This window comes from Streptomyces sp. NPDC003036 (assembly GCF_040611175.1).
Taxonomy (GTDB): Bacteria; Actinomycetota; Actinomycetes; order Streptomycetales; family Streptomycetaceae; genus Streptomyces.
Window position 1 is genome coordinate 1 of sequence record NZ_JBEXNO010000038.1, and the last position, 26,143, is coordinate 26,143.

21 protein-coding genes and 1 pseudogene are annotated in these 26,143 nt (G+C 70.6%); 15 read left to right on the top strand and 7 right to left on the bottom strand.

Translation table 11 applies throughout. From position 1 onward, the window contains the following. The 3 genes and pseudogenes from ABZX67_RS25200 to pucD all read left to right on the top strand — a co-directional run. A pseudogene (locus ABZX67_RS25200) lies at positions 1-134 on the top strand (xanthine dehydrogenase family protein subunit M); the annotation flags it as partial. A 2-nt stretch (positions 135-136) separates the two neighbouring features. Further along, positions 137-739 (top strand): (2Fe-2S)-binding protein, encoded by a 603-nt coding sequence (locus ABZX67_RS25205; protein ID WP_355363998.1) that lies wholly within the window; start codon positions 137-139, stop codon positions 737-739. Between the two features lie 2 nt (positions 740-741). After that, positions 742-3,132, top strand: a complete 2,391-nt coding sequence (pucD, locus tag ABZX67_RS25210; protein WP_355364001.1) for a xanthine dehydrogenase subunit D — start codon at positions 742-744, stop codon at positions 3,130-3,132. Positions 3,133-3,221: 89 nt separating this feature from the next. Here the strand turns inward: pucD and ABZX67_RS25215 are convergent, their stop codons facing one another. Then, on the bottom strand, positions 3,222-3,605 hold the full coding sequence (locus ABZX67_RS25215) for a DUF5997 family protein (RefSeq protein WP_355364004.1): 384 nt from the start codon (positions 3,603-3,605) through the stop codon (positions 3,222-3,224). A 58-nt stretch (positions 3,606-3,663) separates the two neighbouring features. On the opposite strand from ABZX67_RS25215, the gene ABZX67_RS25220 reads away from it, so the two are divergent. Then, complete coding sequence (locus ABZX67_RS25220) at positions 3,664-4,482, top strand: LysR family substrate-binding domain-containing protein (RefSeq protein ID WP_355364007.1); 819 nt, start codon at positions 3,664-3,666, stop codon at positions 4,480-4,482. A gap of 22 nt (positions 4,483-4,504) precedes the next feature. Here the strand turns inward: ABZX67_RS25220 and ABZX67_RS25225 are convergent, their stop codons facing one another. Beyond that, the gene (locus ABZX67_RS25225; protein ID WP_355364010.1) at positions 4,505-4,753 is read right to left on the bottom strand and encodes an SCO4226 family nickel-binding protein; all 249 of its coding nucleotides are present in this window, start codon (positions 4,751-4,753) and stop codon (positions 4,505-4,507) included. Positions 4,754-5,252: 499 nt separating this feature from the next. Here ABZX67_RS25225 and ABZX67_RS25230 point away from each other — a divergent pair, with 499 nt between their 5' ends. The 7 genes from ABZX67_RS25230 (at position 5,253) to ABZX67_RS25260 (ending at position 13,126) form a co-directional block, all read left to right on the top strand. Further along, positions 5,253-6,830, top strand: a complete 1,578-nt coding sequence (locus ABZX67_RS25230; RefSeq protein WP_355364013.1) for a S8 family peptidase — start codon at positions 5,253-5,255, stop codon at positions 6,828-6,830. A 135-nt stretch (positions 6,831-6,965) separates the two neighbouring features. Next, positions 6,966-8,162 (top strand): DUF4190 domain-containing protein, encoded by a 1,197-nt coding sequence (locus tag ABZX67_RS25235; protein WP_355364016.1) that lies wholly within the window; start codon positions 6,966-6,968, stop codon positions 8,160-8,162. A 100-nt stretch (positions 8,163-8,262) separates the two neighbouring features. Next, on the top strand, positions 8,263-9,015 hold the full coding sequence (locus tag ABZX67_RS25240; RefSeq protein WP_355364019.1) for a GntR family transcriptional regulator: 753 nt from the start codon (positions 8,263-8,265) through the stop codon (positions 9,013-9,015). A gap of 196 nt (positions 9,016-9,211) precedes the next feature. Further along, complete coding sequence (locus tag ABZX67_RS25245; RefSeq protein ID WP_355364022.1) at positions 9,212-9,391, top strand: SPOR domain-containing protein; 180 nt, start codon at positions 9,212-9,214, stop codon at positions 9,389-9,391. A gap of 53 nt (positions 9,392-9,444) precedes the next feature. Continuing rightward, the gene (locus ABZX67_RS25250) at positions 9,445-9,846 is read left to right on the top strand and encodes a (deoxy)nucleoside triphosphate pyrophosphohydrolase (RefSeq protein WP_355364025.1); all 402 of its coding nucleotides are present in this window, start codon (positions 9,445-9,447) and stop codon (positions 9,844-9,846) included. Between the two features lie 171 nt (positions 9,847-10,017). Next, complete coding sequence (locus ABZX67_RS25255) at positions 10,018-10,437, top strand: ATP-binding protein (protein ID WP_355364028.1); 420 nt, start codon at positions 10,018-10,020, stop codon at positions 10,435-10,437. Between the two features lie 178 nt (positions 10,438-10,615). After that, positions 10,616-13,126 (top strand): SpoIIE family protein phosphatase, encoded by a 2,511-nt coding sequence (locus ABZX67_RS25260; RefSeq protein WP_355364205.1) that lies wholly within the window; start codon positions 10,616-10,618, stop codon positions 13,124-13,126. 18 nt (positions 13,127-13,144) lie between these two features. On the opposite strand, the gene ABZX67_RS25265 is transcribed toward ABZX67_RS25260, so the two are convergent. The 5 genes from ABZX67_RS25265 to ABZX67_RS25285 all read right to left on the bottom strand — a co-directional run bounded on the left by ABZX67_RS25265 (position 13,145) and on the right by ABZX67_RS25285 (position 17,772). Continuing rightward, entirely contained in the window at positions 13,145-13,855 is a 711-nt protein-coding gene (locus tag ABZX67_RS25265; protein ID WP_355364031.1) for a PspA/IM30 family protein, read from the bottom strand. Between the two features lie 90 nt (positions 13,856-13,945). Further along, positions 13,946-14,737, bottom strand: a complete 792-nt coding sequence (locus ABZX67_RS25270) for a succinate dehydrogenase/fumarate reductase iron-sulfur subunit (protein ID WP_355364034.1) — start codon at positions 14,735-14,737, stop codon at positions 13,946-13,948. After that, positions 14,734-16,641, bottom strand: coding sequence for a fumarate reductase/succinate dehydrogenase flavoprotein subunit (locus ABZX67_RS25275; RefSeq protein ID WP_355364037.1), 1,908 nt, complete (start codon positions 16,639-16,641; stop codon positions 14,734-14,736). Before ABZX67_RS25275 ends, ABZX67_RS25270 begins: the two co-directional genes overlap by 4 nt. Continuing rightward, the gene (locus ABZX67_RS25280) at positions 16,641-17,480 is read right to left on the bottom strand and encodes a hypothetical protein (protein WP_355364040.1); all 840 of its coding nucleotides are present in this window, start codon (positions 17,478-17,480) and stop codon (positions 16,641-16,643) included. Before ABZX67_RS25280 ends, ABZX67_RS25275 begins: the two co-directional genes overlap by 1 nt. Positions 17,481-17,541: 61 nt before the next feature. Further along, positions 17,542-17,772, bottom strand: coding sequence for a hypothetical protein (locus ABZX67_RS25285; protein WP_355364043.1), 231 nt, complete (start codon positions 17,770-17,772; stop codon positions 17,542-17,544). Positions 17,773-18,032: 260 nt separating this feature from the next. Between ABZX67_RS25285 and ABZX67_RS25290 the strand changes: the two genes are divergently transcribed. From ABZX67_RS25290 to ABZX67_RS25305, 4 genes are all read left to right on the top strand, one after another. Continuing rightward, on the top strand, positions 18,033-20,354 hold the full coding sequence (locus ABZX67_RS25290; protein ID WP_355364046.1) for an ABC transporter substrate-binding protein: 2,322 nt from the start codon (positions 18,033-18,035) through the stop codon (positions 20,352-20,354). A gap of 313 nt (positions 20,355-20,667) precedes the next feature. Further along, on the top strand, positions 20,668-22,575 hold the full coding sequence (gene typA, locus ABZX67_RS25295) for a translational GTPase TypA (protein ID WP_355364049.1): 1,908 nt from the start codon (positions 20,668-20,670) through the stop codon (positions 22,573-22,575). A 558-nt stretch (positions 22,576-23,133) separates the two neighbouring features. Then, the gene (locus ABZX67_RS25300; protein WP_355364051.1) at positions 23,134-24,165 is read left to right on the top strand and encodes an ABC transporter permease; all 1,032 of its coding nucleotides are present in this window, start codon (positions 23,134-23,136) and stop codon (positions 24,163-24,165) included. Positions 24,166-24,261: 96 nt separating this feature from the next. Beyond that, positions 24,262-26,067 carry an ABC transporter substrate-binding protein gene (locus ABZX67_RS25305; protein ID WP_355364054.1) on the top strand — a complete coding sequence of 602 codons (1,806 nt, stop codon included), beginning with the start codon at positions 24,262-24,264 and terminating at the stop codon, positions 26,065-26,067. The last annotated feature ends 76 nt before the right edge of the window (positions 26,068-26,143 follow it).

Below are 26,143 nucleotides of genomic sequence, written 5' to 3' on the forward strand. Positions count from 1 at the left end.
CGATCGACGACGTACGAGGCACGGCCAAGTACCGCCGTCACGCCGTCGGGATCATGGCCCGCCGCACGCTCGGCTGGACCTGGGAGCAGTACCGCAACGGCACGGGCCGTGGCGTCGCGGAAGGAGTGGCGTGACCATGCGCGTCAATTTCACGGTCAACGGACGTCCGCAGGAAGCCGACGACGTCTGGGAGGGCGAGTCCCTCCTCTACCTGCTGCGCGAGCGAGTGGGTCTGCCCGGCTCCAAGAACGCGTGCGAGCAGGGCGAGTGCGGCTCCTGCACCGTGCGCCTGGACGGCGTCCCGGTGTGTTCGTGCCTGGTCGCCGCCGGCCAGGTCGAGGGCCGCGAAGTCGTCACCGTCGAGGGCCTCGCCGACTACGCCGAACAGCGTGCCGCGCACGGGGGTCGCGGCACCCACGACGGCAAGGCAACCCACGACAGCACTGCCACCGGCGCGCGGACCGGCGACGAGGCCAGCCCCTCCCCGCGGGCGACGCTCTCGCCGATCCAGCAGGCGTTCATCGACGCGGGCGCCGTCCAGTGCGGCTTCTGCACCCCGGGCCTCCTCGTCGCGGCCGACGAGATGCTGGAGCGCAACCCCTCCCCGACGGACGAGGACATCCGCGAGGGGCTCTCCGGAAACCTCTGCCGCTGCACCGGCTACGAAAAGATCCTCGACGCGGTCCGCCTGGCGGCCGCCCGTCGGGAAGCTCAAGGACTCCAGGAAGGCGTGATCTGATCATGGCCGGAACCACCACGGGTATCCCCACCAACGTCACCCAGCGCTCGCGGGCCAAGGGCGGTATCGGCGAGTCGACGCTCCGCCCCGACGGCACCCTCAAGGTCACCGGCGAGTTCGCCTACTCGTCGGACATGTGGCACGAGGACATGCTCTGGGGCCAGATCCTCCGCTCGCCCGTGGCGCACGCCGAGATCGTGTCCATCGACACCTCCGAGGCCCTGGCCACGTCCGGCGTCTCCGCGGTGATGACGTACGACGACCTGCCGGCCCCGATGAAGTACTACGGCATGGAGTTCCAGGACACCCCGGTCCTCGCCCACGGCAAGGTCCGGCACCACGGCGAGCCGGTCGCGCTCGTGGCCGCCGACCACCCGGAGACCGCCCGCCGCGCCGCCGCGAAGATCAAGGTCGAGTACCGGGAGCTGCCGCTCGTCACCGACGAGGCCTCCGCGCTCGCCCCCGACGCCGTACTCGTGCACGAGAACCGCGTCGACCACCATGCCGCGCACGTTCCCCACCCCAACATCGTGCACCGCCAGCCGATCATCCGCGGCGACGTGGAGGAGGCCCGCAAGCGCGCCGATGTCATCGTCGAGGGCGAGTACACCTTCGGCATGCAGGACCAGGCCTTCCTCGGCCCGGAGTCCGGCCTCGCCGTGCCCGCGGAGGACGGGGGTGTCGACCTCTACGTCGCCACCCAGTGGCTGCACTCGGACCTCAAGCAGATCGCCCCGGTCCTCGGCCTGCCCGAGGAGAAGGTCCGCATGACGATGGCCGGTGTCGGCGGCGCCTTCGGCGGCCGCGAGGACATCTCGATGCAGATCCACGCCTCCGTGCTCGCGCTCCGGACGGGCAAGCCGGTCAAGATCGTCTACAACCGCTACGAGTCGTTCTTCGGCCACGTGCACCGGCACCCGGCGAAGCTGTACTACGAGCACGGCGCCACCAAGGACGGCAAGCTCACGCACATGAAGTGCAAGATCGTGCTGGACGGCGGCGCGTACGCGTCGTCCACGGCCTCGGTCGTCGGCAACGCCGCGTCCCTCTCGGCCGGTCCGTACGTCATCGACGACGTCGACATCGAGGCGGTCGGCCTCTACACGAACAACCCGCCCTGCGGCGCCATGCGGGGCTTCGGCGCGGTCCAGGCGTGCTTCGCGTACGAGGCCCAGATGGACAAGCTCGCGGCGAAGCTGGGCATGGACCCGGTGGAGTTCCGCCGGCTCAACGCCATGGAGCAGGGCACGCTCATGCCGACCGGTCAGCCGGTCGACTCGCCCGCCCCGGTCGCCGAGCTGCTGCGGCGCGTCAAGGAGCGTCCGCTGCCGCCGGAGCGCCAGTGGGAGACCACCGCGGGCGCCGACGTCCGCGCGCTGCCGGGCGGTCTGTCCAACACCACGCACGGCGAGGGCGTCGTCCGCGGCGTCGGCTACGCGGTCGGCATCAAGAACGTCGGCTTCTCCGAGGGCTTCGACGACTACTCCACCGCCAAGGTCCGCATCGAGGTGATCAACGGCGAGGCCGTCGCCACGGTCCACACGGCCGCGGCGGAGGTCGGCCAGGGCGGTGTCACGATCCACGCGCAGATCGCCCGTACCGAGCTCGGCGTCCAGCAGGTCACCATCCATCCTGCCGACACCCAGGTGGGCTCGGCCGGTTCGACGTCGGCGGCCCGCCAGACGTACATGACCGGGGGCGCCATCAAGAACTCCTGCGAGCTCGTCCGCGAGAAGGTCCTGGAGATCGGCCGCCGCAAGTTCGGCACCTACCACCCCGCGTGGGCCACCGCCGAACTCCTCCTGGAGGGCGGCAAGGTCGTCACCGACGGCGGCGAGGTCCTCGCCGACCTGGTGGACGTCCTGGAGGACCAGGCGGTGGAGGTCGAGGAGGAGTGGCGGCACCGCCCCACCGAGCCCTTCGACCTGCGCACGGGCCAGGGCAACGGCCACGTCCAGTACTCCTTCGCCGCACACCGCGCGGTCGTGGAGGTCGACACCGAGCTGGGCCTCGTCAAGGTCATCGAGCTCGCCTGCGCCCAGGACGTCGGCAAGGCCCTCAACCCGCTGTCCGTCGTCGGCCAGATCCAGGGCGGCACCACCCAGGGCCTGGGCGTCGCCGTGATGGAGGAGATCATCGTCGACCCGAAGACCGCGAAGGTGAAGAACCCCTCCTTCACGGACTACCTGATCCCCACCATCCTCGACACCCCGACCATCCCGGTCGACTACCTCGAACTGGCGGACCCGAACGCGCCGTACGGCGTGCGCGGCATCGGCGAGGCCCCGACCCTGTCGTCCACTCCGGCCGTCCTCGCGGCGATCCGGAACGCGACGGGCCTGGAGCTGAACAAGACGCCGGTACGGCCGGAGCACCTCACGGGCACGCTGTAAGGGCGCCTGTTGGAGAGAAGGGCCGGCTCCCTCGGGAGCCGGCCCTTCCGTTACGTACCGTAAGCGCGGTCAGGAACGTGCGTCGCGGGCTACTCGCCCTGCTCCGCCTGCTTCGCCTTCAGGCGCGCCGCCTCCTTGCGGACCTCGGCCTGCGTGGCGCGCTCCTTCTGGAGCCACTCCGGGGACTCCTGCTTCAGCGCCTCGATCTGCTCGGTGGTGAGGGCCTCCGTCACTCCGCCGCGGGCGAGGCCCGAGATGGAGACGCCCAGCTTGGCGGCGACGACGGGGCGGGGGTGCGGGCCGTTGCGGCGCAGTTCGCGCAGCCACTCCGGGGGGTCGGACTGGAGGGCGGTCAGCTCGTCGCGCGTGACGACACCCTCACGGAACTCGGCGGGGGTGGCCTCGAGGTACACACCCAGCTTCTTCGCCGCGGTCGCGGGCTTCATCGTCTGGGCGGTCTTGTGCGACGTCATGATGTCAAGGATATCGAGCATGCGCGCGACCGCCGACCACGCCCGGTAACCTGGCCGGGTGACAGGCTCGGAAGCACTTCCCTCGTTCCGGCTCGCGTACGTCCCGGGCGTGACCCCCGCCAAGTGGGTGCGGATCTGGCAGGAGCGCCTGCCCCACATCCCGCTGGAGCTCGTCGCGGTGCCGGCCGCCGAAGCCCCCGGCGTACTGCGCCGGCGCGATGCCGACGCCGGTTTCCTGCGGCTGCCGGTCGACGGGACGGACCTCAGCGCGATCCCCCTCTACACCGAGACGACGGTGGTCGTGGTCCCGAAGGACCACATCGTGGCGGCGGTCGAGGAGGTCTCCGCCGACGAGCTGGCCGACGAGGTCGTCTTCCACCCCCTCGACGACACCCTCGACTGGGAGCACCCGCCGGGGCGGCCCGCGATCGAGCGCCCCGCCACGACGGCGGACGCCATCGAGCTGGTGGCGGCAGGGGTGGGCCTGCTCCTCGTCCCGCAGTCGCTGGCGCGTCTGCACCACCGCAGGGACCTCACGTACCGGCCGGTGACCGGTGTTCCGCAGTCGCGTGTCGCGCTGTCGTGGCCGGAGGACGCCACCACCGACATGGTGGAGGACTTCATCGGGATCGTCCGGGGGCGGACCGTCAACAGCACCCGGGGCCGCGCCGCCGCCCCGGCCGCTCAGCCGAAGCAGCGCAAGCGCCCCGAGACGACGGGCACCGGCGCACGGCGGAAGCCCGCCGCCGGAGGCTCGGCCGGGAAGTCGACCGGGAAGTCGACCGGGAAGTCGGCCGGAAAAGCCTCCGGAAAGTCGACCGGGAAGCCGGCCGGCCGCAGCGGCGGCAAGAGCGGGAAGCCCCGCCGCCGGTCGTAGTCCGGGATCGGTGATCCTGGCGTCACACCGACAGCGGCACCTCGTGGATCTCGTCGGCCGCGTGGCCGGTCCGTTCGTGGATGCGCTTCACGGCGTCCGCCGAGGGGCCGGTGGACAGGCAGTAGACCGTGCCGGACTGCGGGTCGGCCCATGCCCTCTCGAAGTGGACCCCTTCCTCCTTCTCGATGGCGAGGTCCGCCTCGTGCGCCTCGCGCAGCTGGTCGGACGTGATGCCCTTCATTCCGCGGTGGACGTCCATGTACGTGCCCATGGCTCCCACACCTCCGGGGTCGTCGTTGTGGGCCTCTCTTCCATGCTGCACCGGTAACCGGCCCCCTGCGCGCCGCACGCCACGCCGCACACCCGCGGGCTCGGCGAACAGGCTCCGTTCGGCCAAGTCTCCGCACGGGGTACGGAACTGATTTCCGGCCACGGTCGGGAAGGCGCCGCCGTCGCGGACGCCCCGGCGTGCGGAGGCCAGACCCAGGTCAGGGCGGATACGGGGCAGCGGACTCCGCAATGCGGACAGGCGCAGCCCCCTGCCGGGACCGGGGGCTCCGGTATGGCGGCCGTGTGGCGACCTTGTTACCGGAGCGTCGGCACCCTTGTGCGATTCCTATGGATCAGCCAATCTTTCGCTCGGCAGTCAGGTACGGGAAACGCCGCGTACGCGGCGGCGTCTCCTTGACGTGCGGCTTGTCATGCGCATGTCCGTACCTGGGTGCCGCACCCCCACAGCAGCGCACCACCCGATGAGGAGGACCCCTCACATGTCAGTGATGCGTACCTCGCGGCGAAGACTCGCCGCGGCCAGCGCCATAGCCGTCGCCGCCCTGGCTCTCGGCACCGCGTCCGCCCTGCCGTCCGCCGCGGCAGAGCAGGCCCCGGAAGGCGTCATCCAGTACGCGGGCGCTCCCAACGCCGTCGCGGGCAGCTACATCGTCACCCTGGACGAGTCCGAGGCTCCCGCCGAGTCCAAGGCGGGCCGCGCGGTCGCCGCGAAGTACGGCGCGAAGATCGAGAAGACGTTCACCTCGGCCCTCAACGGTTACGCCGTCGAGCTCTCCGAGGCCCAGGCGAAGAAGCTCGCCGCCGACCCGGCCGTGGACTCCGTCGTCCAGAACCGCGTCTTCAGCATCAACGGCACCCAGCCGTCGCCGCCCTCCTGGGGCCTGGACCGCATCGACCAGCGCGCCCTGCCGCTCAACCAGAGCTACACCTACCCCGAGCCGGCCGGGGACGGCGTCACCGCGTACATCATCGACACCGGCGTACGCATCACCCACGGCGACTTCGGCGGGCGGGCCACGTACGGCTACGACGCCGTCGACAACGACAACACCGCGCAGGACGGCAACGGCCACGGCACGCACGTCGCCGGCACCGTCGCCGGCAACGCGTACGGCGTGGCCAAGAAGGCCAAGATCGTCGGCGTCCGCGTGCTCAACAACTCCGGCTCCGGCACCACCGCCCAGGTCGTCGCCGGCATCGACTGGGTGACCCGCAACGCCGTCAAGCCGGCCGTCGCCAACATGAGCCTCGGCGGCGGCGCCGACTCGGCGCTCGACACGGCCGTACGCAACTCCATCGCCTCCGGCGTCACGTACGCCATCGCGGCGGGCAACGACGGCCGCGACGCGTCCAGCACCTCGCCGGCCCGCGTCAGCGAGGCCATCACGGTCGGCTCCACGACCAACAGCGACGCGCGGTCCAGCTTCTCCAACTACGGCAGCATCGTGGACATCTTCGCGCCGGGCTCCTCCATCACCTCGGCCTGGAACACCGGCGACTCCGCCACCAACACCATCTCCGGTACGTCGATGGCCACCCCGCACGTCGCGGGCGCCGCCGCGCTGTACCTGGCCAACAACCGGACGGCGACCCCGTCCCAGGTCGCCTCGGCGCTGACCTCCGCCGCCACCACCGGCGTGGTCACCAACCCGGGCACCGGCTCCCCGAACCGCCTGCTGTACGTCGGCGACGGCGGCACCACGCCGCCTCCCGGCAAGCGGTTCGAGAACACCGCCGACTACGCGATCAACGACAACGCCACCGTCGAATCGCCGGTCACCGTCTCCGGCGTCACGGGCAACGCCCCGTCCGCCCTCCAGGTGCCCGTGAACATCGTCCACACGTACATCGGCGACCTCCAGGTGCAGCTGATCGCGCCCGACGGCACCGCGTACACGCTCAAGGCCTACGGCACCGGCGGCAGCGCCGACAACATCAACACCACGTACACCGTCGACGCCTCCTCGGAGGTCGCGAACGGCACGTGGAAGCTGCGGGTGAGCGACAACGCCAACTACGACACCGGGAAGATCGACTCCTGGGCCCTGCAGTTCTGACGTTCTGACGCTCCCGTCCCACCGCACGTGAAGGGCGGCCGCCATCCCATGGCGGCCGCCCTTTCGCGTGTCGCGTACGATGCCGCGCGCCCCGTTCAAATGATCGATTCCGCCCCGACAGGAGCACCGCAAGCCGTGGAACCGTCCTCCCAGGGGTGGCCCCCGCCCCAGCAGCCCCACCCCGCCTACGGGATACCGGGTTACGGCATCCCCGGCGCACCCGGCCCGCTCCCGCCGCCCGTGCCCCCCATCAACGGGCTCTCCATCGCGTCCCTGATCGTGGGCATCCTCTGCTGCGTACCGCCGCTCGGCATGATCCTGGGGGCCATCGCCCTCGCGCGGATCAAGAAGAAGGGCGAACGCGGCAAGGGGCTGGCCATCGGGGGCATGGTCATGTCCCTGGTCGGCACGCTGCTGGTGACGGCCGGGATCGCCAGTGGTGGCTTCCGCGAGGCCTACGACGGTGTGCGGGAGGCGATGCGGGAGGAGCGGAGCTCCCGCTCCACGTTCGACCTCCGCAAGGGGCAGTGCTTCGACCGGACCGCCGGCGGGCCCGAGTCGGAGGCGGCCGAGGTGGAGATCGTCCCGTGCTCCCGGCCGCACGACGGCGAGATCACCGGCTCCTTCAAGCTCACCGGTTTCGGCAAGGAGTGGCCGGGCGAGAAGGCGCTCGACGCCCAGGCCGAGGAGCGCTGCGAGACGATCAGCAACGCGTACGCGATGGACGCCTGGGCCCGCCCGGACAACGCCTGGCTGTACTACTACCAGCCGAGCAAGGACAGCTGGCGGTACGGCGACCGCGAGGTGAGCTGCTCGGTCGCCGCCGAGACCGGCAAGCTGACCGGGTCGGTGCGCGCGGACTCCACGACCCTCGACGCGCACCAGTTGGTCTATCTGCAGGCGATGAACCCGATCGACACCGTCCTGATGGAGGAGCCGGAGGACAGCGTCGAGGACGACCCGGAAGGCAACGCGGCCTGGGCCCGTGACGTCGAGGCGACGCTGACGGCGTCGGCCGCGGCGCTGGAGAAGTACCAGTGGCCGGCCGTGTCCAAGAAGGCCGTGACGGAGCTCGTGGCGCAGCTGAAGTCCGCCCGCGGGCACTGGAGGAAGGCGGCCGACACCTCGGACCCGGACGCCTTCTGGGAGCACTACGAGCGGGGGTACGACGCCCTTCCGTACGACCTGGGGGCCGAGGCGCGCACCGCGCTGGGGCTGGCGGACACCCCGCCGGACGACCCGAGCGAGGACCCGGAGGACCCGGAGGACCCGGAGGACCCGGGGCAGTCGGGGGGGTCGGGCTCGGGTTCCGGTGCGGGGACGGCCGTCTGAACGGCCGTCATCACTTTGGGTGAATCTCTGGCTCATGCTTGCGGCGCTCAACCGTCGGTTGCCACGCTGTAGCTGTCTGTCAAGCTGATGGGAGTGGCCCGTGACATTCGGTGAGCAGCCCGCCTATCTGCGCGTCGCGAGCGATCTTCGGCAGAAGATCGTCAATGGCTCGCTGCCGCCGCACACCCGTCTCCCCTCGCAGGCCCGCATCCGCGAGGAGTACGGGGTCTCGGACACCGTCGCCCTGGAGGCCCGCAAGGTGCTCATGGCCGAGGGTCTGGTGGAGGGCCGCTCCGGCTCGGGGACGTACGTCCGGGAGCGGCCCGTGCCGCGCCGGATCGCGCGCTCCGGCTACCGCAGGCCCTCCGGAGCCACCCCCTTCCGGCAGGAGCAGGCGGACGAGGGCGCGCGCGGCACCTGGGAGTCCAGCAGCGAGCAGGAGCGCGCGAGCACGGCCATCGCCGAGCGGCTCGGCATCGCGCCCGGGGAGCGGGTGATGCGCACGCGGTACGTCTTCCGGGAGGGCGGCGAGCCGATGATGCTCTCCACCTCCTGGGAGCCGCTCGCCGTCACCGGGCGCACGCCGGTCATGCTGCCGGAGGAGGGGCCGCTCGGCGGCTGCGGGGTCGTCGAGCGGATGGCGGCCATCGACGTCGTCGTGGACAACGTGGTGGAGGAGGTCGGCGCGCGGCCCGGGCTCGCCGAGGAGCTGCTGACCCTCGGGGGGGTGCCGGGACACGTGGTGATGGTGGTGGAGCGGACGTACTTCGCGTCGGGGCGGGCGGTGGAGACGGCCGATGTGGTGGTGCCCGCCGACCGCTACCGGCTCTCGTACCACCTGCCGGTGCGCTGACGGCCTCTCGGCTTCGCGCAAGGGGCGCACTCGGCCGAGTGCGCCCCCTTTCTGTGCCGGTTCCCTGGCCGGAACCGTATCTCTTTGTGAAAACCCGTATCCGCTGCGTGAAGGTCAGGCGTAAGCTCGGGCATATGCGGAGTGCGGTTTCCTCGGGATCCTTAGAGATATGCCCGCCGGTGGGGGGAGAAGTGCGATGAACGACAGCGGTGCGGTACTCCCCTGGCTGGTCATTCGCCAGGACGACAACGGCAACCAGTACCGGGTGGGCAGGTGCGCCACCAGGGACGAGGCGCAGAAGCTCGCCGACAGCCTCGACTCACGCGGGCACGAGCAGACGTACTGGGTCGAGCGGGTGGGTCAGACGACCGTCTGACCCTTCTCGACCCTTCCGGCTGCGCTGACCGGGCGCGGGTTACGCTCCGGCGCATGACGGATCGTGTGGTGGTGGCCGGAGCCGTGTTCGACGAGGGGCGGCTCCTGGCCGCGCGCCGCAGCGCCCCGCCGGCGCTCGCCGGCCGCTGGGAGCTGCCCGGTGGCAAGCTGGAGGCCGGCGAGACGGCGCAGGAGGCGCTCGTACGGGAGCTGCGCGAGGAGTTGGGCGTGGAGACCGCGCCGGTCGAGCGCGTACCCGGCGAGTGGCCGCTGGCGCCGGGGTACGTCCTCCAGGTCTGGACGGCGCGGCTCCTCGCGGGGGAGCCGCAGGCACTGCAGGACCATGACGAGCTGCGCTGGCTGGACCGCCGTGAACTGGACAGTGTCGACTGGCTGGATCAGGACCGGCCCGCCGTCGCCGCGGTGGCGGGCTACTTCCCCGCGGAGCAGTCCTGAAAGGTGGCCCTGAAAGGCGGCCCTGAGAGGCCGCCCCGCCCCGGGGCCTGACGCACCGCTGTACGCCGTTCGTGCCACCATGCGCCCCCCAGCGCGATAGTGCGCCCCGAATATCGGGTATGTGCCGATTAACCCCCCAAAAATGGACGTGGGTCTGCCTCGCTCTGGGAAGTGGTCGGCGTGATCGACACCAAAGGCGAGTGCGTCGCCGAGTGGACCTTCCCGGCCGAGCTCGACGCCGTACGGACCGCCCGGCACGCCGTCCGGGAGACGCTCCGCGGTTGGGATCTGGAGGCGGCCGTCGGGGATGTGACGGTGCTGCTGGTGAGCGAGCTCGTGACCAATTCCATGCGGTACGCCTCCGGGCCCATCGGGGTCCGGCTGAGCCGTCCGCCGCACCGGGACGGGGTGCCCGCCCTCACCGTGGAGGTCTCCGATCCGCTTCCGGATCCGCCCTTGGAGCGACCCGCCGGGCCCGACGAGGAAGGCGGCCGCGGGCTTCAGCTCGTGGCCTGTTCCGCCCGCCGCTGGGGGGCCCGCAGGGGTCGCGCGGGAAAGACTGTGTGGTTCGAGCTGGTCCTGCCTGGTTAGAAGAGTGAAGGGACGATCACTTTCCGGGCAGGCTCAAAACGACCGAGACCACCCTGTGATCGTGAACGGCGTGCCGACGGGGGCCGTAGTGCTGAATACTGCGGGAATGGCCGGTCCGGTGCGGTGAGCTGGAGGGGACGGTCGCGTGAGCGAGATACCTGAGACGGCGAGCGGCGTCATGTGGCAGAGCAGCCCGCCTGGCTCGATCTATGACTACATCAGAGTCGCGTCCTTCTCGATAGGCCCCGACGGCCTGGTCGATCAGTGGAGCCTCCGCGCCGCCGAGCTGTTCGGCATCCCGGCCCGCGAGGTCAGGGGCAAGGACCCGGTCGAGGCGTTCATGCCCCCCGACCTGCGCCCGCGCGGTCACCGCAAGGTCGCCGAGATCCTCGACGGCAAGGAATGGACGGGCCTCGTCCCCTTCCGTATCCCGGGCGAGCGCGTCACCCGCGGCATAGCCGAGCTGTACGTGATGCCGAGCGAGACCGCGGACGGTGAGCGGGGCGCGCTGTGCATCGTCGTCGACGTCCGCGCGCTGCGACGGATCGAGACCGATCTCGCCGCATCACAGGCGATTTTCGGTCAATCACCTTTCGGGTTCCTCCTCTTCGGTACCGACCTGACGGTCCAGCGTGCCAACCGCCGCTTCGCCACCGTCTTCGGCGGCTCCGTCGACGACCACCGGGGCCGTACCGTCCACGACTACCTCTCGCGCCCCGAGGCGGAGCGGATGACCGCCGCGCTGCAGCGCGTCCTGCGGACCGGCGAGGCCGTCACCGACCTCCAGCTGACCGGCTCCGTGCCCGGTGGCACCGATCACCGCCACTGGTCGATCAACCTCTACCGGGTGCACAGCGGCACCGGCCGCCCCATCGGCGTCGCCGGCCTCGGCACCGACGTCACCCGCCGCCAGATCGCCGCCCGCGAGGCCGCCAGCGCCCGCCGCAACCTCGCCCTCCTCAACGAGGCCAGCGCCCGCATCGGCAACAGCCTCGACCTGGAGACCACCGCCCGCGAGCTACTCGACGTCGCCGTCCCCGGCTTCTGCGACCTCGCCTCCGTCGACCTCTACCAGGGCCTGCTCACCGGCGACGAGGCCCCGCCCGGGCGCGCCGCCGACGGAGGCGCCGACCTGCGCCGCGTCGCCTTCGCCAGCGCCGTGTCGGACACCCCGCTGGTGAGCCAGAGCGTCAACCCCGGCGAGGTGCCCCGCTGCTGCGACACCGCGCCCATCGACGTCGGGGCCGTCCACCGCTACCCCTTCAACTCACCCTGCGCGGCCGCCCTGCGCACCGGCCGCCCGCAGACCCTGCCGGCCGCCGACGGCAGCCTCGTCCAGTCCACCCTCGTGGTGCCGATGGTCGCGCACGACACCGTCGTCGGGCTGGTCCAGTTCTCCCGTACGAAGGGCAGTGAGCCCTTCGGCGAACGCGACCGGGCCCTCGCCGTCGAGCTCGCCGCCCGCGCCGCCGTCTGCATCGACAACGCCCGGCTCTACCGCCGCGAGCACGAACGCGCGCTGATCCTCCAGCGCAGCCTGCTGCCGCCCGGCGACCCCGAGGCCGCCGGCCTCGACATCGCCTGCCGCTACCTGCCCGGCAACACCGCCACCGAGGTCGGCGGCGACTGGTTCGACGTCATCGAGCTGCCCGGGCACCGCACCGCCCTCGTCGTCGGCGACGTCATGGGCCGCGGGCTGCGCGCCGCCGTCGCGATGGGCGAACTGCGCACGGCGGTCCGCACCCTGGCGCAGCTCGACCTGGAGCCGGCCGAGGTGCTCTCCCACCTCGACGAGATCGCCCGCGGTCTCGGCACCCCCACCGGCGCCGGCCGCGCCGGCCGCGGCGCGGTCGAACGTTCCGAGGTCTACCTCGCCACCTGCGTGTACGCCGTGTACGACGCCGTCACCCGCCGCTGCACCTTCGCCAACGCCGGGCACCTCCCGCCGGTGCTGGTCGAGCAGGGCGAGGAGGCGCTCCTCCTCGACGTACCGCCCGGCATGCCCCTCGGCGTCGGCGTCGGCGGCGAGCCCTTCGAGGAGGTCGAGATCGAGCTCCCCGAGGGCGCGCTGCTCGCCCTCTACACCGACGGGCTCGTCGAGTCCCGCGACCACCCACTCGACGAGGGCCTGCGGGCCTTCCGCAGCGCGCTCACCGACCCGGCGCGGCCGCTGGAGGACGTCTGCGACCACGTCCTGACCACCCTGGACACCCGCCACGGCGAGGACGACATCGCCCTGCTCATGGCCCGCGTCCAGGGCCTGCCCGCCGAGGCGGTCGGCGACTGGCGCCTGCCGCGCGAGCCGCGCTCCGTCGGCCGCGCCCGCGAGCTGGCCCGGGCCCAGCTGACCGCCTGGGAGCTGGGGCCGCTCGTCGACACCGTGGAGCTGCTCGTCAGCGAGCTGGTCACCAACGCCCTGCGGTACGGCGAGGGCGAGATCCGGCTGCGGCTGCTGCGCGACCGGACCCTGGTGTGCGAGGTGTGGGACGCGGGCCTGGTCCAGCCCCGCCGCCGCCGCGCCCGCGACACCGACGAGGGCGGCCGGGGCCTCCAGCTCGTCGGCCTGCTCAGCACCTCGTGGGGCTCGCGGCGCACACCGCGCGGCAAGACGGTCTGGTTCGACCTGCCGCTCCCCTCGGGCACGAGCCCCTCGGAACCGACGGTCGACCAGCTCCTGAGCATGTTCTGAGCCGAAGCCGAAGGAGTTTTACGCAGCCGCCTTCAGCGCCGCCAGCCGCGCCTCGATCTCCGCGCGGCGGGTGGCGAGGTCGGGCAGGTCCAGCCGTTCGAAGAGGCCGTCCAGGGACGAGGCCGCGAGCTCCTGCTTGCCCAGCGCCTTGGCCTCCTCGCGGCGCACCTTGTCGTCGAAGCGGCTGAGCTCGCTCGTGGGGTCGAGGACGTCGATCGAGCGGACCACGTCCAGCTTCGGCGTACGGCTGACGGCGGTCGCGTCCGAACGCGCCGCCTCCAGCGCGGTCAGCTTCTGCCGCATCCGCTCCAGGCCGTCCCGCAGCGTCGCCACGAGCTCCCGCTGGGCCGCGATCGTCGGCTCGGCGGCCCGTGCGTCCTCCTCGGCCTGGAGCTGGTGTCCGAGGGCCACCTTCGCGAGGGTGTCGAACTTGTCCGCGAGGCCGCCGCGGTTCGCCATCCGCAGGTCGTCGGCCTTGCGACTCGCCTCACGGGCCTTCTCGCCCCACTCGTGGGCCGCCGTGACGTCCTCCCCGTGGTCCTGCTCCAGCAGCCGCAGGCCGTCGAGGGTGCTCTCCACCGCCCGCTCGGCCTCGGCGATGTGCGTGGAGTAGTCGCGGATCAGCTCGTCCAGCATCCGCCGCGGATCCTCCGCCTGGTCGAGCAGCGCGTTGACGTCGGCCTTCGCCAGCTGGGCCACGCGGCCGAGGACGGTCTGCTTGCTGGTCATGGCACCTCTCCTCGATGACACCGGCTCCTCGATGACACAGGCCCCCCGTACGCGTACGGGGGGCCGGTACCCAGCGTCACATCTGTGAGGCTATGTCCCCTTCTGGGGCTTCGCGACCGGACGCCGGCCGATCTTGCTGCCGAGCCACACCAGCGGGTCGTACTTGCGGTCCACGGCCCGCTCCTTCAGCGGGATCAGGGCGTTGTCCGTGATCTTGATGCCCTCGGGGCAGACCTCGGTGCAGCACTTGGTGATGTTGCAGTAGCCCAGCCCGTGCTCGTCCTGCGCCGTCGCCTTGCGGTCCAGGCCGCTGTCCGCCGCCGCGTCCAGCGGGTGCATGTCGAGCTCCGCGATCCGCATCAGGAAGCGCGGCCCCGCGAAGGCCGTCTTGTTCTCCTCGTGGTCGCGCACCACATGGCAGGTGTCCTGGCACAGGAAGCACTCGATGCACTTGCGGAACTCCTGCGGACGGTCCACGTCCACCTGCTGCATCCGGTACTCGCCCGGCGCCAGCCCCTGCGGCGGCACGAACGACGGCACCTCGCGCGCCTTCTCGTAGTTGAAGGACACGTCCGTGACCAGGTCCCGCACCACGGGGAAGGCCCGCAGCGGCGTCACCGTGATCGTCTCGTCCCGTGAGAACGTCGACATCCGCGTCATGCACATCAGCCGCGGACGGCCGTTGATCTCCGCGCTGCACGAGCCGCACTTGCCCGCCTTGCAGTTCCACCGCACCGCCAGGTCCGGGGCCTGGGTGGCCTGGAGCCGGTGGATGATGTCGAGCACGACCTCGCCGTCGTTCACCTCGACGGTGAAGTCCTTCAGACCGCCGCCGGCCGTGTCGCCCCGCCACACCCGGAAGCTCGCGTCGTACGTGGTCACTCGTAGAGCTCCTCTTCGGCGAGGTACTTGACCAGCTCCTCCTTGTCGAAGAGAGCGAGCAGGTCGGTACGGATGGGCTCGGTCGTCGTGCGTTCCAGGGTGATCTGCCCGCGCGCGGAGTCGGGCGCCGCGAGCTTGCACAGCAGGTTGATCCGCCGCCACTCGCGGTCCATGCCCGGGCAGTCCTCCCGGGTGTGGCCGCCGCGGCTCTCCCGGCGCTCCAGCGCCGCACGCGCCACGCACTCGCTGACCAGCAGCATGTTGCGCAGGTCCAGCGCCAGGTGCCAGCCGGGGTTGAACTGCCGGTGGCCCTCGACGACCGCCCGCCCCGCCCGCCGGCGCAGCTCGACGAGGGTGCGCAGGGCCTGCGCCATCTCCTCCTCGCGGCGGATGATGCCGACGAGGTCGTTCATCGTCTGCTGGAGCTCCTGGTGGAGCGTGTACGGGTTCTCCGGGACCTCGGCGGGCTCCAGGCCCTCGGGGCCGAACGGCCGCAGCGCCTCGGCGGCCGCCGCGTCGACCTGCGCGGCGTCCACCTGCGGGCGCTCGCCGAGGCCGGCCGCGTACTCCGCCGCGTACAGCCCGGCCCGGCGCCCGAAGACCAGCAGGTCGGAGAGGGAGTTCCCGCCGAGCCGGTTGGAGCCGTGCATGCCGCCCGCGACCTCACCGGCGGCGAACAGGCCGGGGACGCCGACCGCCGCGGCCGTGTCCGAGTCGACGGCCACGCCGCCCATCACGTAGTGGCAGGTCGGGCCGACCTCCATCGGCTCGGCGGTGATGTCGACGTCCGCCAGCTCCTTGAACTGGTGGTACATCGACGGCAGTCGCCGCTTGATGGTCTCGGCCGGCATGCGCGTCGACACGTCGAGGAACACCCCGCCGTGCGGGGAGCCGCGCCCCGCCTTGACCTCGGCGTTGATCGCGCGGGCGACCTCGTCGCGGGGGAGCAGCTCGGGCGGACGCCGGTTGTTGTCCGGGTCCTCGTACCAGCGGTCGCCCTCCTCCTCCGTCTCGGCGTACTTCTCCTTGAAGACGTCCGGGACGTAGTCGAACATGAACCGCTTGCCGTCGCTGTTGCGCAGCACGCCGCCGTCGCCGCGTACGGACTCGGTGACGAGGATGCCCTTCACGGACGGCGGCCAGACCATGCCGGTGGGGTGGAACTGGACGAACTCCATGTTCACCAGCGGCGCGCCCGCCAGCAGCGCCAGCGCGTGGCCGTCGCCGGTGTACTCCCAGGAGTTGGAGGTGACCTTGAAGGACTTGCCGATGCCGCCGGTCGCGAGGACCACGGACGGGGCCTCCAGGACGAAGAACCGGCCGGACTCGCGCTCGTAGCAGAAGGCCCCGGAGACCCTGCCGTCCTCTTTCAGCACACGTGTGACCGTGCACTCCTGGAAGACCTTCAGCCGGGCCTCGTAGTCCCCGAAGCGCTCCTTGTCCTCCTGCTGGAGGGAAACGATCTTCTGCTGGAGCGTACGGATGAGCTCCAGGCCGGTGCGGTCGCCGACGTGCGCCAGGCGGGGGTACTCGTGGCCGCCGAAGTTGCGCTGGGAGATGCGGCCGTCCTTGGTGCGGTCGAAGAGGGCGCCCCAGGTCTCCAGCTCCCACACCCGGTCGGGGGCCTCGCGTGCGTGCAGCTCGGCCATGCGCCACTGGTTGAGGAACTTGCCGCCGCGCATGGTGTCGCGGAAGTGCACCTGCCAGTTGTCCCCGGCGTTGACGTTGCCCATGGAGGCGGCGATGCCGCCCTCCGCCATCACGGTGTGGGCCTTGCCGAACAACGATTTGCAGACCACGGCCGTACGGGCGCCCCGCTCGCGCGCCTCGATGGCGGCCCGCAGCCCCGCCCCGCCGGCGCCGACCACGACGACGTCCCACTGCTGCCGTTCCGCTTGACTCATCAGAAGAACCTCGGATCCTCGAAAGCGCCCGTGGCGAGCAGGTACACGTAGAAGTCGGCGAGCGCGACGCTCAGCAGCGACGCCCAGGCGAGCTGCATGTGACGGGCGTTCAGCTTGCCGACCCAGCTCCACAGCCGGTAGCGCACCGGATGCTTCGAGAAGTGCTTCAGCCGGCCGCCGACGATGTGCCGACAGGAGTGGCAGGAGAGGGTGTACGCCCAGATCAGCCCGATGTTGACGAGGAAGACCAGCGTCCCCAGACCCATGTGCCCCCACGCGTACGACGCGTCGCGGAAGGCGAGCACGGTGTCGTACGTGAGGATGCCGGCGACCGGCAGGGCGGCGTAGAAGAAGTACCGGTGGATGTTCTGCATGATCAGCGGGAAGCGGGTCTCGCCGGTGTACTTCTTGTGCGGTTCGGCGACCGCGCACGCCGGAGGCGACGCCCAGAAGCCCCGGTAGTACGCCTTGCGGTAGTAGTAGCAGGTCAGCCGGAAGCCGAGCGGGAAGATCAGGATCAGCAGGGCGGGGGAGAGGCCCCACCAGCTGCCGAAGATCTCCCAGTTGGGCCCGTCCTTCATCGGCGCGCAGTTCTCGGCGAGGCACGGCGAGTAGAACGGCGAGACGTAGGGAGCGGCGTAGTAGTCGCTGTTGGCGAAGGCGCGCCAGGTGGAGTAGACGATGAACGCCAGCAGTCCGGCGGCCGTGGCGGCGGGTGCGAGCCACCAGCGGTCGGTACGCAGGTGGCGGGGCGCGATGGCGGCACGGGTGGCGCTGTGCACGCCGGTGCGCGATGGATCCGCCGGTTCGGTGTGTGGTTGTTGGGTCCCTGTGGCCAACGGGGTCTCCTAGGAGGGGCCTGTGGGTGGGTGTGGGCGAGCGTGCCGACCCCCGGTCCCGTCAGGGGGCGCGCCGGCCCCGGGCGCCCAGACCCTCGTCGTCCGTGTCGGTCCAGAGAGACGAGTCGTACGGATCGTCCGGGATGGTCACCAGGCCCTCCGGCCTGCCGACGGCCGCGGGCGGGGACGTCCCCTCGCGCTGCTGCGTGAGGTTCTGCTCCAGCCGGATGATCGAACGGGCGAGCTCTTCGAGGTTCCGCTTGACCTCGGTCAAATCGTCCTGAAGTGCCATGGAATACCCTCACTTCGCGATCGCGGGGGTGGCAAAGGGGTGGCAAACACGCGCCTGCGAGTGTTGCGCGTCACATCACCCGTTGGGAAGCCGCGTGCATGGATTCCACTCTTCTGGAGGCACCGTTGGGCCGCACGGGTGGCATTTCGCGGACCGCACCGCCGTGTCGCCGCCGCGGGCCCGGCCGGTGGTTTTCAGTGTAGGGGCAATAGGTCTGATCATCTCTAAATTCCACAAAACAGGACGAAGAGGTATAAGACATGTCCCACCTCGGCGCTCCTCTCCGGTCCGTCGCCCTCCTCACCGGGGGCGTCATCGCCGCCTCCGTCCTCACCCTGACCGGATGCGGCTCCGGCGACGAGGAGAGCACCGCGCGGCCCGTCCCCCAGGACATCGCGCCCGCCGCGCGCGACCGGGTCGCCGACGGCGGGACGCTGCGCTGGGCCGTCGACGCCGTGCCGGCCACGCTCAACGCCTTCCAGGCGGACGCCGACGCCACCACCGCCCGCATCGCCGGGGCCGTCCTGCCCGCCCTCTTCACCCTCGACGACCGCGGTCGCCCGCAGCGCAACCCCGACTACCTCGAATCGGCCGAGATCATCGAGACCGAGCCCAAGCAGGTCGTCCTCTACAAGCTCCACCAGCAGGCGGTGTGGAGCGACGGGCGCGAGATCGGAGCCCCGGACTTCGCCGCCCAGTGGCGCGCGCTCAGCGGCAAGGACTCCGCGTACTGGACCGCCCGCAACGCCGGGTACGAACGCATCGAGAAGATCGAGCGCGGCGCGAGCGACCTGGAGGTGCGGGTCACCTTCAACAAGCCGTACGCCGACTGGCGCGCCCTGTTCACGCCGCTCTACCCCAAGGACGTCACCGGCAAGCCGGACACCTTCAACGACGGCGCCCGGACGCGGCTCGCCACCTCCGCCGGCCCCTTCCGGCTGAAGGCCGTCGACACCGACGCCGGCACGGTCACCCTCGTACGCAACCCCCGCTGGTGGGGGCGGCCCGCCAAGCTCGACACGCTCGTGCTGCGCGCCGTCCCGCGCACCGGGCGCGCCGCCGCGCTCGCCGCCGGGACGGTGGACCTGGCCGAGATCGACCGCGCGACGGCCGACCGGATCGCGCAGGCGGCACAGGAGCGCAAGGAGGGCGCCGCGGGTGCCGAGGGCGCCGCGGGACCGCAGGCCGCCGCAGGCCCCGCGTCCGCACCCCTCGCGCCGTCCGCCGCGCTGAAGTCCTGGGCCCTGGCGTACGGCTCCGACGAGGTCACGGCCGCGCGCGTCCAGGCGGTGCGCGCGAAGGAGCGGCAGGCGGCCGCGGCGCGGGCGGCCGAGCGCGAGGCGCTGCGCGGCTTCACCGTCCGCAAGTCGCTGGAGCCCGCCTACACGCAGCTCGCGCTGAACGGCGAGTCCGGGCCCCTCGCGGACGAGCGGGTGCGCCGGGCCGTGGCCCGGGCGCTGGACCGGCGCGTGCTCGCCGAGGCCGTGCTGAAGCCGCTGGGACTGCCCGCGCACCCGGTCGGCAGCCACCTGGCGCTGGCGGGCCAGTGGGCGTACGCGGACAGCAGCGGCGCGCTGGGCGAGCAGGACACCGAGGAGGCCCAGGCCCTCCTGGCGGACGCGGGCTGGACCCCCGGCGGCGCGGCCCGCAAGCCCGCCGGGCCGAAGGACGGGACGAAGGCGGGCGCCGAGGCATCCCCGGGCACGCCGAGGGCGGCGTCCGTGCCGGCGGCCCGCACGGCCGCGCACCCGCAGGGCGCCCCGGACCGGCCCTCGAACGACGGCCTCTACATCGTGGGCGACGACAAGTCCCCCGGCGACGACGACGGCACCCGCATTCTGGCCCCCGCCCCCGTCGAGGCGGTCCGGGGCGCGCTGCTGCGGCAGGCGGCCTCCGTCGGCGGGACCGACGACGCCGAGAACCCCGGCAAGGTGGACACCTCCGACCAGGCCGACAAGGCGAAGGGCGGCGTCCCCGGCGCGTACGCCCCGCGGGGCACCGCCGCACCCCGGCCCGCCTCACCCTCCGCCGAGGCGGCGGGCGGGCCGCTCGGCAGAAACGGCAAGGAGCTGACCCTGCGGTTCGTCCTGCCGTCCGGGCCCGGCTCGGAGGCGCTGCGGACCGTCGGCGGGAAGATCACCAGGATGCTGGACCGGATCGGGATCCGCACCCAGGTCGTCAAGGTCTCCGACGAGAGCTACTTCAAGGACCACATCGCCGCCGGCGACTACGACCTCGCCCTCTACTCCTGGCCCGCCACCGCCTACCCCGCGACCGACGGCCGGCCGATCTTCGCCAAGCCGCAGCCCGCCACGGACGGGTCCCTGCTCGTGGAGCAGAACTACACGCGTGTCGGTACGGACCACATCGACCAGCTCTTCGACCAGGCGGCCGCCGAGCTCGACGAGAAGGCGGCGCGGGAGCTGGTGAAGCAGGCCGACGCCCGGATCTGGGCCGCGGCCGGGTCCATCCCGCTCTACCAGCGGCCCCAGCTGGTCGCGGCCCGGCCGAACGTGGTCAACGCCGGGGCCTTCGGCTTCGCGACGCCCCGCTACGAGGACATCGGCTTCCGGCGGAAGTGACGGAAGCCGTGTAAGGAAGCGGCGCGACGGAAGCCGCGCAACAGGTCAAGCTCAGAATCCGCTCAAGTCGTTTGCCCACCGGACCCACCGGTGGGCAAGCTCACGTCCGGCCCCGCAGGCCCCTCCTCACCAGCACCCCCCAGTGCCGCAGAGCCGTACCACCCGCCGCATGTCCGTGCTTCCCGAATGGGCCGGGAAGCCGCTTCCGCGCGTGCCCCGTACCATGGAACACAGCCGTGGCGCGACCGCCCGGCGGGCGTACGAGGACCAAGAGACGCCGCACCCACGATTTTGAGAGAAGCGCCAGCCACTTATGCCCACGCGCCACGACATCCGTAACGTCGCCATCGTCGCCCACGTCGACCACGGCAAGACGACCATCGTCGACGCCATGCTCAAGCAGGCCGGTGCCTTCGCCGCGCACCAGCTCGACTCGGTCGACGACCGCATGATGGACTCGAATGACCTGGAGCGTGAGAAGGGCATCACGATCCTCGCCAAGAACACGGCGGTGAAGTACCACCCCAAGGACGGCGGGGCGCCCATCACGATCAACATCATCGACACCCCCGGCCACGCCGACTTCGGTGGTGAGGTCGAGCGCGGTCTGTCGATGGTCGACGGCGTGGTGCTGCTCGTGGACGCCTCCGAGGGCCCGCTGCCGCAGACCCGCTTCGTGCTCCGCAAGGCGCTCCAGCGCCGGATGCCGGTGATCCTCTGCATCAACAAGACGGACCGCCCGGACTCCCGGATCGACGAGGTCGTCAACGAGACGTACGACCTGTTCCTGGACCTGGACGCGGACGAGGAGCAGATCGAGTTCCCGATCGTCTACGCCTGCGGCCGCGACGGCATCGCCTCGCTGACCAAGCCGGAGGACGGCACCGTCCCGGCCGACTCCACCAACCTGGAGCCGTTCTTCTCCACCATCCTGGAGCACATCCCGGCCCCGGTGTACGACGAGGAGGCCCCCCTCCAGGCCCACGTCACCAACCTCGACGCCGACAACTTCCTCGGCCGCATCGCGCTGCTCCGCGTCGAGCAGGGCGAGCTGCGCAAGGGTCAGACGGTCGCGTGGATCAAGCGTGACGGCTCGATCTCCAACGTCCGCATCACCGAGCTGATGATGACCGAGGCGCTCACCCGCAAGCCGGCCGAGGTGGCGGGCCCCGGTGACATCTGCGCCGTCGCCGGCATCCCGGACATCATGATCGGCGAGACGCTGGCCGACCCGGAGAACCCGATCGCGCTGCCGCTGATCACGGTCGACGAGCCGGCGATCTCGATGGTCATCGGTACGAACACCTCGCCGCTGGTCGGCCGTGGCGCCACCGGCAAGGGCGCGGACAACAAGGCCGCCGTCAAGGACCGCAAGGTCACCGCCCGCCAGGTGAAGGACCGCCTGGACCGCGAGCTGATCGGTAACGTCTCGCTGCGCGTGCTGGACACCGAGCGCCCCGACGCCTGGGAGGTGCAGGGCCGCGGTGAGCTGGCGCTGGCCATTCTGGTCGAGCAGATGCGCCGCGAGGGCTTCGAGCTGACCATCGGCAAGCCGCAGGTGGTCACCAAGGAGATCGACGGCAAGGTCCACGAGCCCGTCGAGCGCATGACCATCGACGTGCCCGAGGAGCACATGGGCGCGGTCACGCAGCTCATGGGCGTCCGCAAGGGCCGGATGGACAACATGTCCAACCACGGCTCCGGTTGGGTCCGCATGGAGTTCGTCGTGCCGTCCCGCGGCCTCATCGGCTTCCGTACCGAGTTCCTGACGCAGACGCGCGGCACGGGCATCGCCCACTCCATCCACGAGGGCCACGAGCCGTGGTTCGGCACGCTGCAGACCCGTAACAACGGCTCGCTCGTCGCCGACCGCTCCGGCGCGGTCACCGCCTTCGCGATGACCAACCTCCAGGAGCGCGGCGTGCTCTTCGTGGAGCCGGGCACCGAGGTGTACGAGGGCATGATCGTCGGTGAGAACGCCCGCTCCGACGACATGGACGTCAACATCACCAAGGAGAAGAAGCTCACCAACATGCGGTCGTCCTCGGCCGACTCCTTCGAGGCGATCGTCCCGCCGCGCAAGCTCTCGCTGGAGCAGTCGCTGGAGTTCTGCCGCGACGACGAGTGCGTCGAGGTGACGCCGGAGGCCGTCCGCATCCGCAAGGTCAACCTGGACCAGCGCGAGCGCGCCCGCGCCGCGTCGCGCGCCAAGCACGGCTGACCGTGCGGTAGTACGGCTGAGCCGTACTAAGTCCTCGTGCCGAACGGCCGCTGGGGTTCCGACCCCGGCGGCCGTTCGGCGTTCTTCACGGTGGTGCAGGGGCGGACAGGGGCGCTCCGGACGAGTCCTAGGGCTCCGGAGGGGCCGCGTCAATGCCTTTTCCCTGCCGAAGTGTTCGTATATCGACCGTCGCTCTCCGGAACGTGGGTTAACGGTCCGTTTCGCGGGTGTCTGTCTGTACTCAGTTTGTCCGGATTTCGGGCTTCGGGGTCTTGGCGATGTTGTCAAAACGAGACCCTTTAAGTGTGGTTTACGGCCCGGCTGTACTTAATAGTTGGCTCCATTGAGCTCGGGTCAATGGGTCACGCACTGTGGGGAGTGCGCCGACTCACGAGCACACTGGGGTACTTGGGGATCTCGCCGTCAGGGGTGTCGGTGGGATGCCGCGTATCCCTCTTGCGGTAACAAGTGAACTCATGAGGAGGACCCCATGCGTGGTGCCATAAGCACCGATCGGGTCGTGTCTGCGGTAGTGATCCCCACGGGGGCGGAACGACCGTGACAAGTCCAGCGCAGACCGAGGGCGCTGAAGCGTCCGCCGTCTTGGAAGTGGTTGCCCCGTCGAAGGACGAGGCGTCGTCGACCAAGGACCCCGCCGGGCTCTCTCCCGGGCAGTTGATGTGGCGTCGATTCAAGCGTGACCGCACCGGAGTCGTCTCCGCTGTGATCGTCATCTTCTTCTTCGTCATCGCACTCCTCGCCCCGCTCATCGCGAAGGTGTACGGCAAGAACCCGTACACCCTCTACGGGCAGGAGACCATCGGGCTCCTCGACGAGTTCTCCATCCCGACCGGGTCGTTCGGCGGCATGTCCGGCGAGTTCTGGTTCGGCATCGAGCCCATCCTGGGCCGTGATGTGTTCACGCAGCTGCTCTACGGCATGCGTACGTCCATCTACACGGCTCTGGCCGCGACGATCCTCATGGTCGTCGTCGGCGTGGTGATCGGCCTGGTAGGCGGGTACTACGGCGGGAAGGTCGACTTCTGGGTCGGCAGGGTCACCGACTTCCTGCTCGCGCTCCCCAGCCAGCTGTTCTTCATCGCGGCGATGCCCGTCGTCGTGGCGGCGTTCGTCCATCCCGACGAGGAGACCCCCACGGCGCTGCGTGCCGGCGCGATCATCGTGGTCCTGTCGTTCCTTGGCTGGATGGGCCTGTCCCGACTGATCAGGGCGTCGACACTCTCCTTGCGCGAGCGGGAGTTCGTCGAGGCCGCGAAGATCGCGGGAGCCTCTCCCTGGCGGATCATCCGCAAGGAGCTGCTGCCCAACCTGGTCACCCCGATTCTCGTGCAGGCGACGCTGATGCTGCCCTCCACGATCCTTTCGGTGGCCTTCCTGTCCTATGTGGGCGTCGGCTTCGTCGAGCCCACTCCGGACTGGGGCCGGATGTTCTCCATCGGCGCGAGCATCTACGAGCAGGACCCCGCCTACATGTTCTTCCCCGGGGTCGCCATGGTCATCTTCGTCGTGGCCTTCAACCTGCTCGGTGACTCGGTACGCGACGCGTTCGACCCGAAGTCCGGTCGCTGACGTCATACCAGCGGGATAGCTGTCACCACGCCGCCTGCGCGCGGTGTACCCGGACAGCACAGTTGGATCACTACTGACAGATAGGTACTCATCACCATGAGCATCTTTGGCACGCGCGCGACACGTGCTGTCGTGGTCGCCCTGGCGGCCGGCTCGCTGGCGCTGACGGGTTGCAGCAGCAACAACGGCGGCAAAAGCGGTTCCGAGTCCAAGGGACACAGCAAGGAGGACGCGGCCAAGCAGGCCGCGGCCGTCTCCTTCGGTGACGCCAAGGCGTCGACCGGCCCGGCGGCGGAGGTCCCGGGCGCCAAGCCCGGCGGCACGATCAACATCTACCAGACGGACGACTTCTCGCACCTGGACCCGGCGCAGACCTACGTGAGCGACGGCCGTGCCCTCGGCCGCCTCCTCCACCGGGGTCTGACGCAGTACCAGGAGGACGACAACGGCAAGCTCACCGTCGTCGGCGACATCGCCACCGACGCCGGCAAGACCACCGACGGCGGCAAGACCTGGACCTACACCCTCAAGAGCGGTGTGAAGGACCAGAACGGCACCGAGATCACCTCGGCCGACGTCCGTCACACCATCGAGCGCCTGTACGCGCCGTTCATCACCGACGGCCCGGTCTACCTGCAGAACTGGCTGTCCGGTGAGGGCACCACGTACCGCAAGGCCCTGCCCGACGGTCCGTACAAGGGCAAGCACCTGCCGGACACGGTGCTCGCGACGCCGGACCCGAAGACGGTCGTCTTCAAGTTCAAGGAGCCGCAGGCGGACCTCCCGCAGGCGCTGGCCATGGTCGGCTACTCCATCGTGCCGCAGAAGGCCGACACCAAGGAGAAGTACGACACCGCCCCCAGCTCCCTCGGCCCCTACAAGATCGCCGAGTTCAAGCCGGGCAAGTCGATGAAGCTCGTCAAGAACACGCACTGGGACCCGAAGACCGACTCGGTGCGCCACCAGTACGTCGACGGCTTCAACATCACGTTCAACATGGACGACGAGTCCCAGACCAAGGCGATCCTGGCCGACCGCGGCGAGGCACAGAACGCCATCCAGCTGACCGGCACGGTCGCCACGACCCAGGTCCGCAACGTCATCTCCGACCCCGAGGCGAAGAAGCGCACCATCCAGGGCTACCAGCCCTACGTCTGGCAGCTGAACTTCAACCTCGACCGGATGAAGGACAAGAAGGTCCGCGACGCCATCGCCCTGGCGATGCCGAACGCGAACATCTTCCAGCCTGACGGCGGCGCGTACGGCGGCGAGATCGCCACCGGTCTGGTCGCCCCCACCGTGCCGGGCTTCGAGAAGGACTACGACCCCTTCGGCAAGCTGAAGAAGCCGCTCGGTGACATCGAGAAGGCCAAGAAGCTGATCAAGGAGGCGGGCGCCGAGGGCAAGAAGGTCGTCTACGCCTACGCGAACACGCCGAAGCGCCAGCAGCAAGCCGTGGTCATCGAGAACGCGCTCACCAAGATCGGTCTCGACGTCCAGAAGAAGGAGATCGACGGCGCCACCTGGTACGAGCAGGTCGGCAAGGTCGACAACGGTCTCGACCTCTACATGACCGGCTGGGGCCAGGACTGGCCGTCCATGTCCACGGTCATCCCGCCGCTGTTCGACGGTACGCAGCTGCAGGACGGTTCGTCGGTGTACTCCCACATCAACGACCCGAAGGTGAACGCCGAGATCGCCCGGATCAAGAAGATCACGGACCCGGCCGAGGCCCAGAAGGCGTGGACCGCGCTGCACCACGACATCGTGGAGCGCATCAACCCCGCGGCTCCGCTGTACTTCACCAAGTCGCTGCAGATTCAGGGCTCCAACGTGGGCGGTGCGCGCTACTCGCACGAGATGAGCGTCATCGACATCACGCGCCTGTACCTGAAGAAGTAACGACAGCTCAGGCAGGCCGGCTTTCGGGGGTGTGCGCCCGGCGGAGTGCGCACCCCCGGAAGGCCGGCCCCCGCAC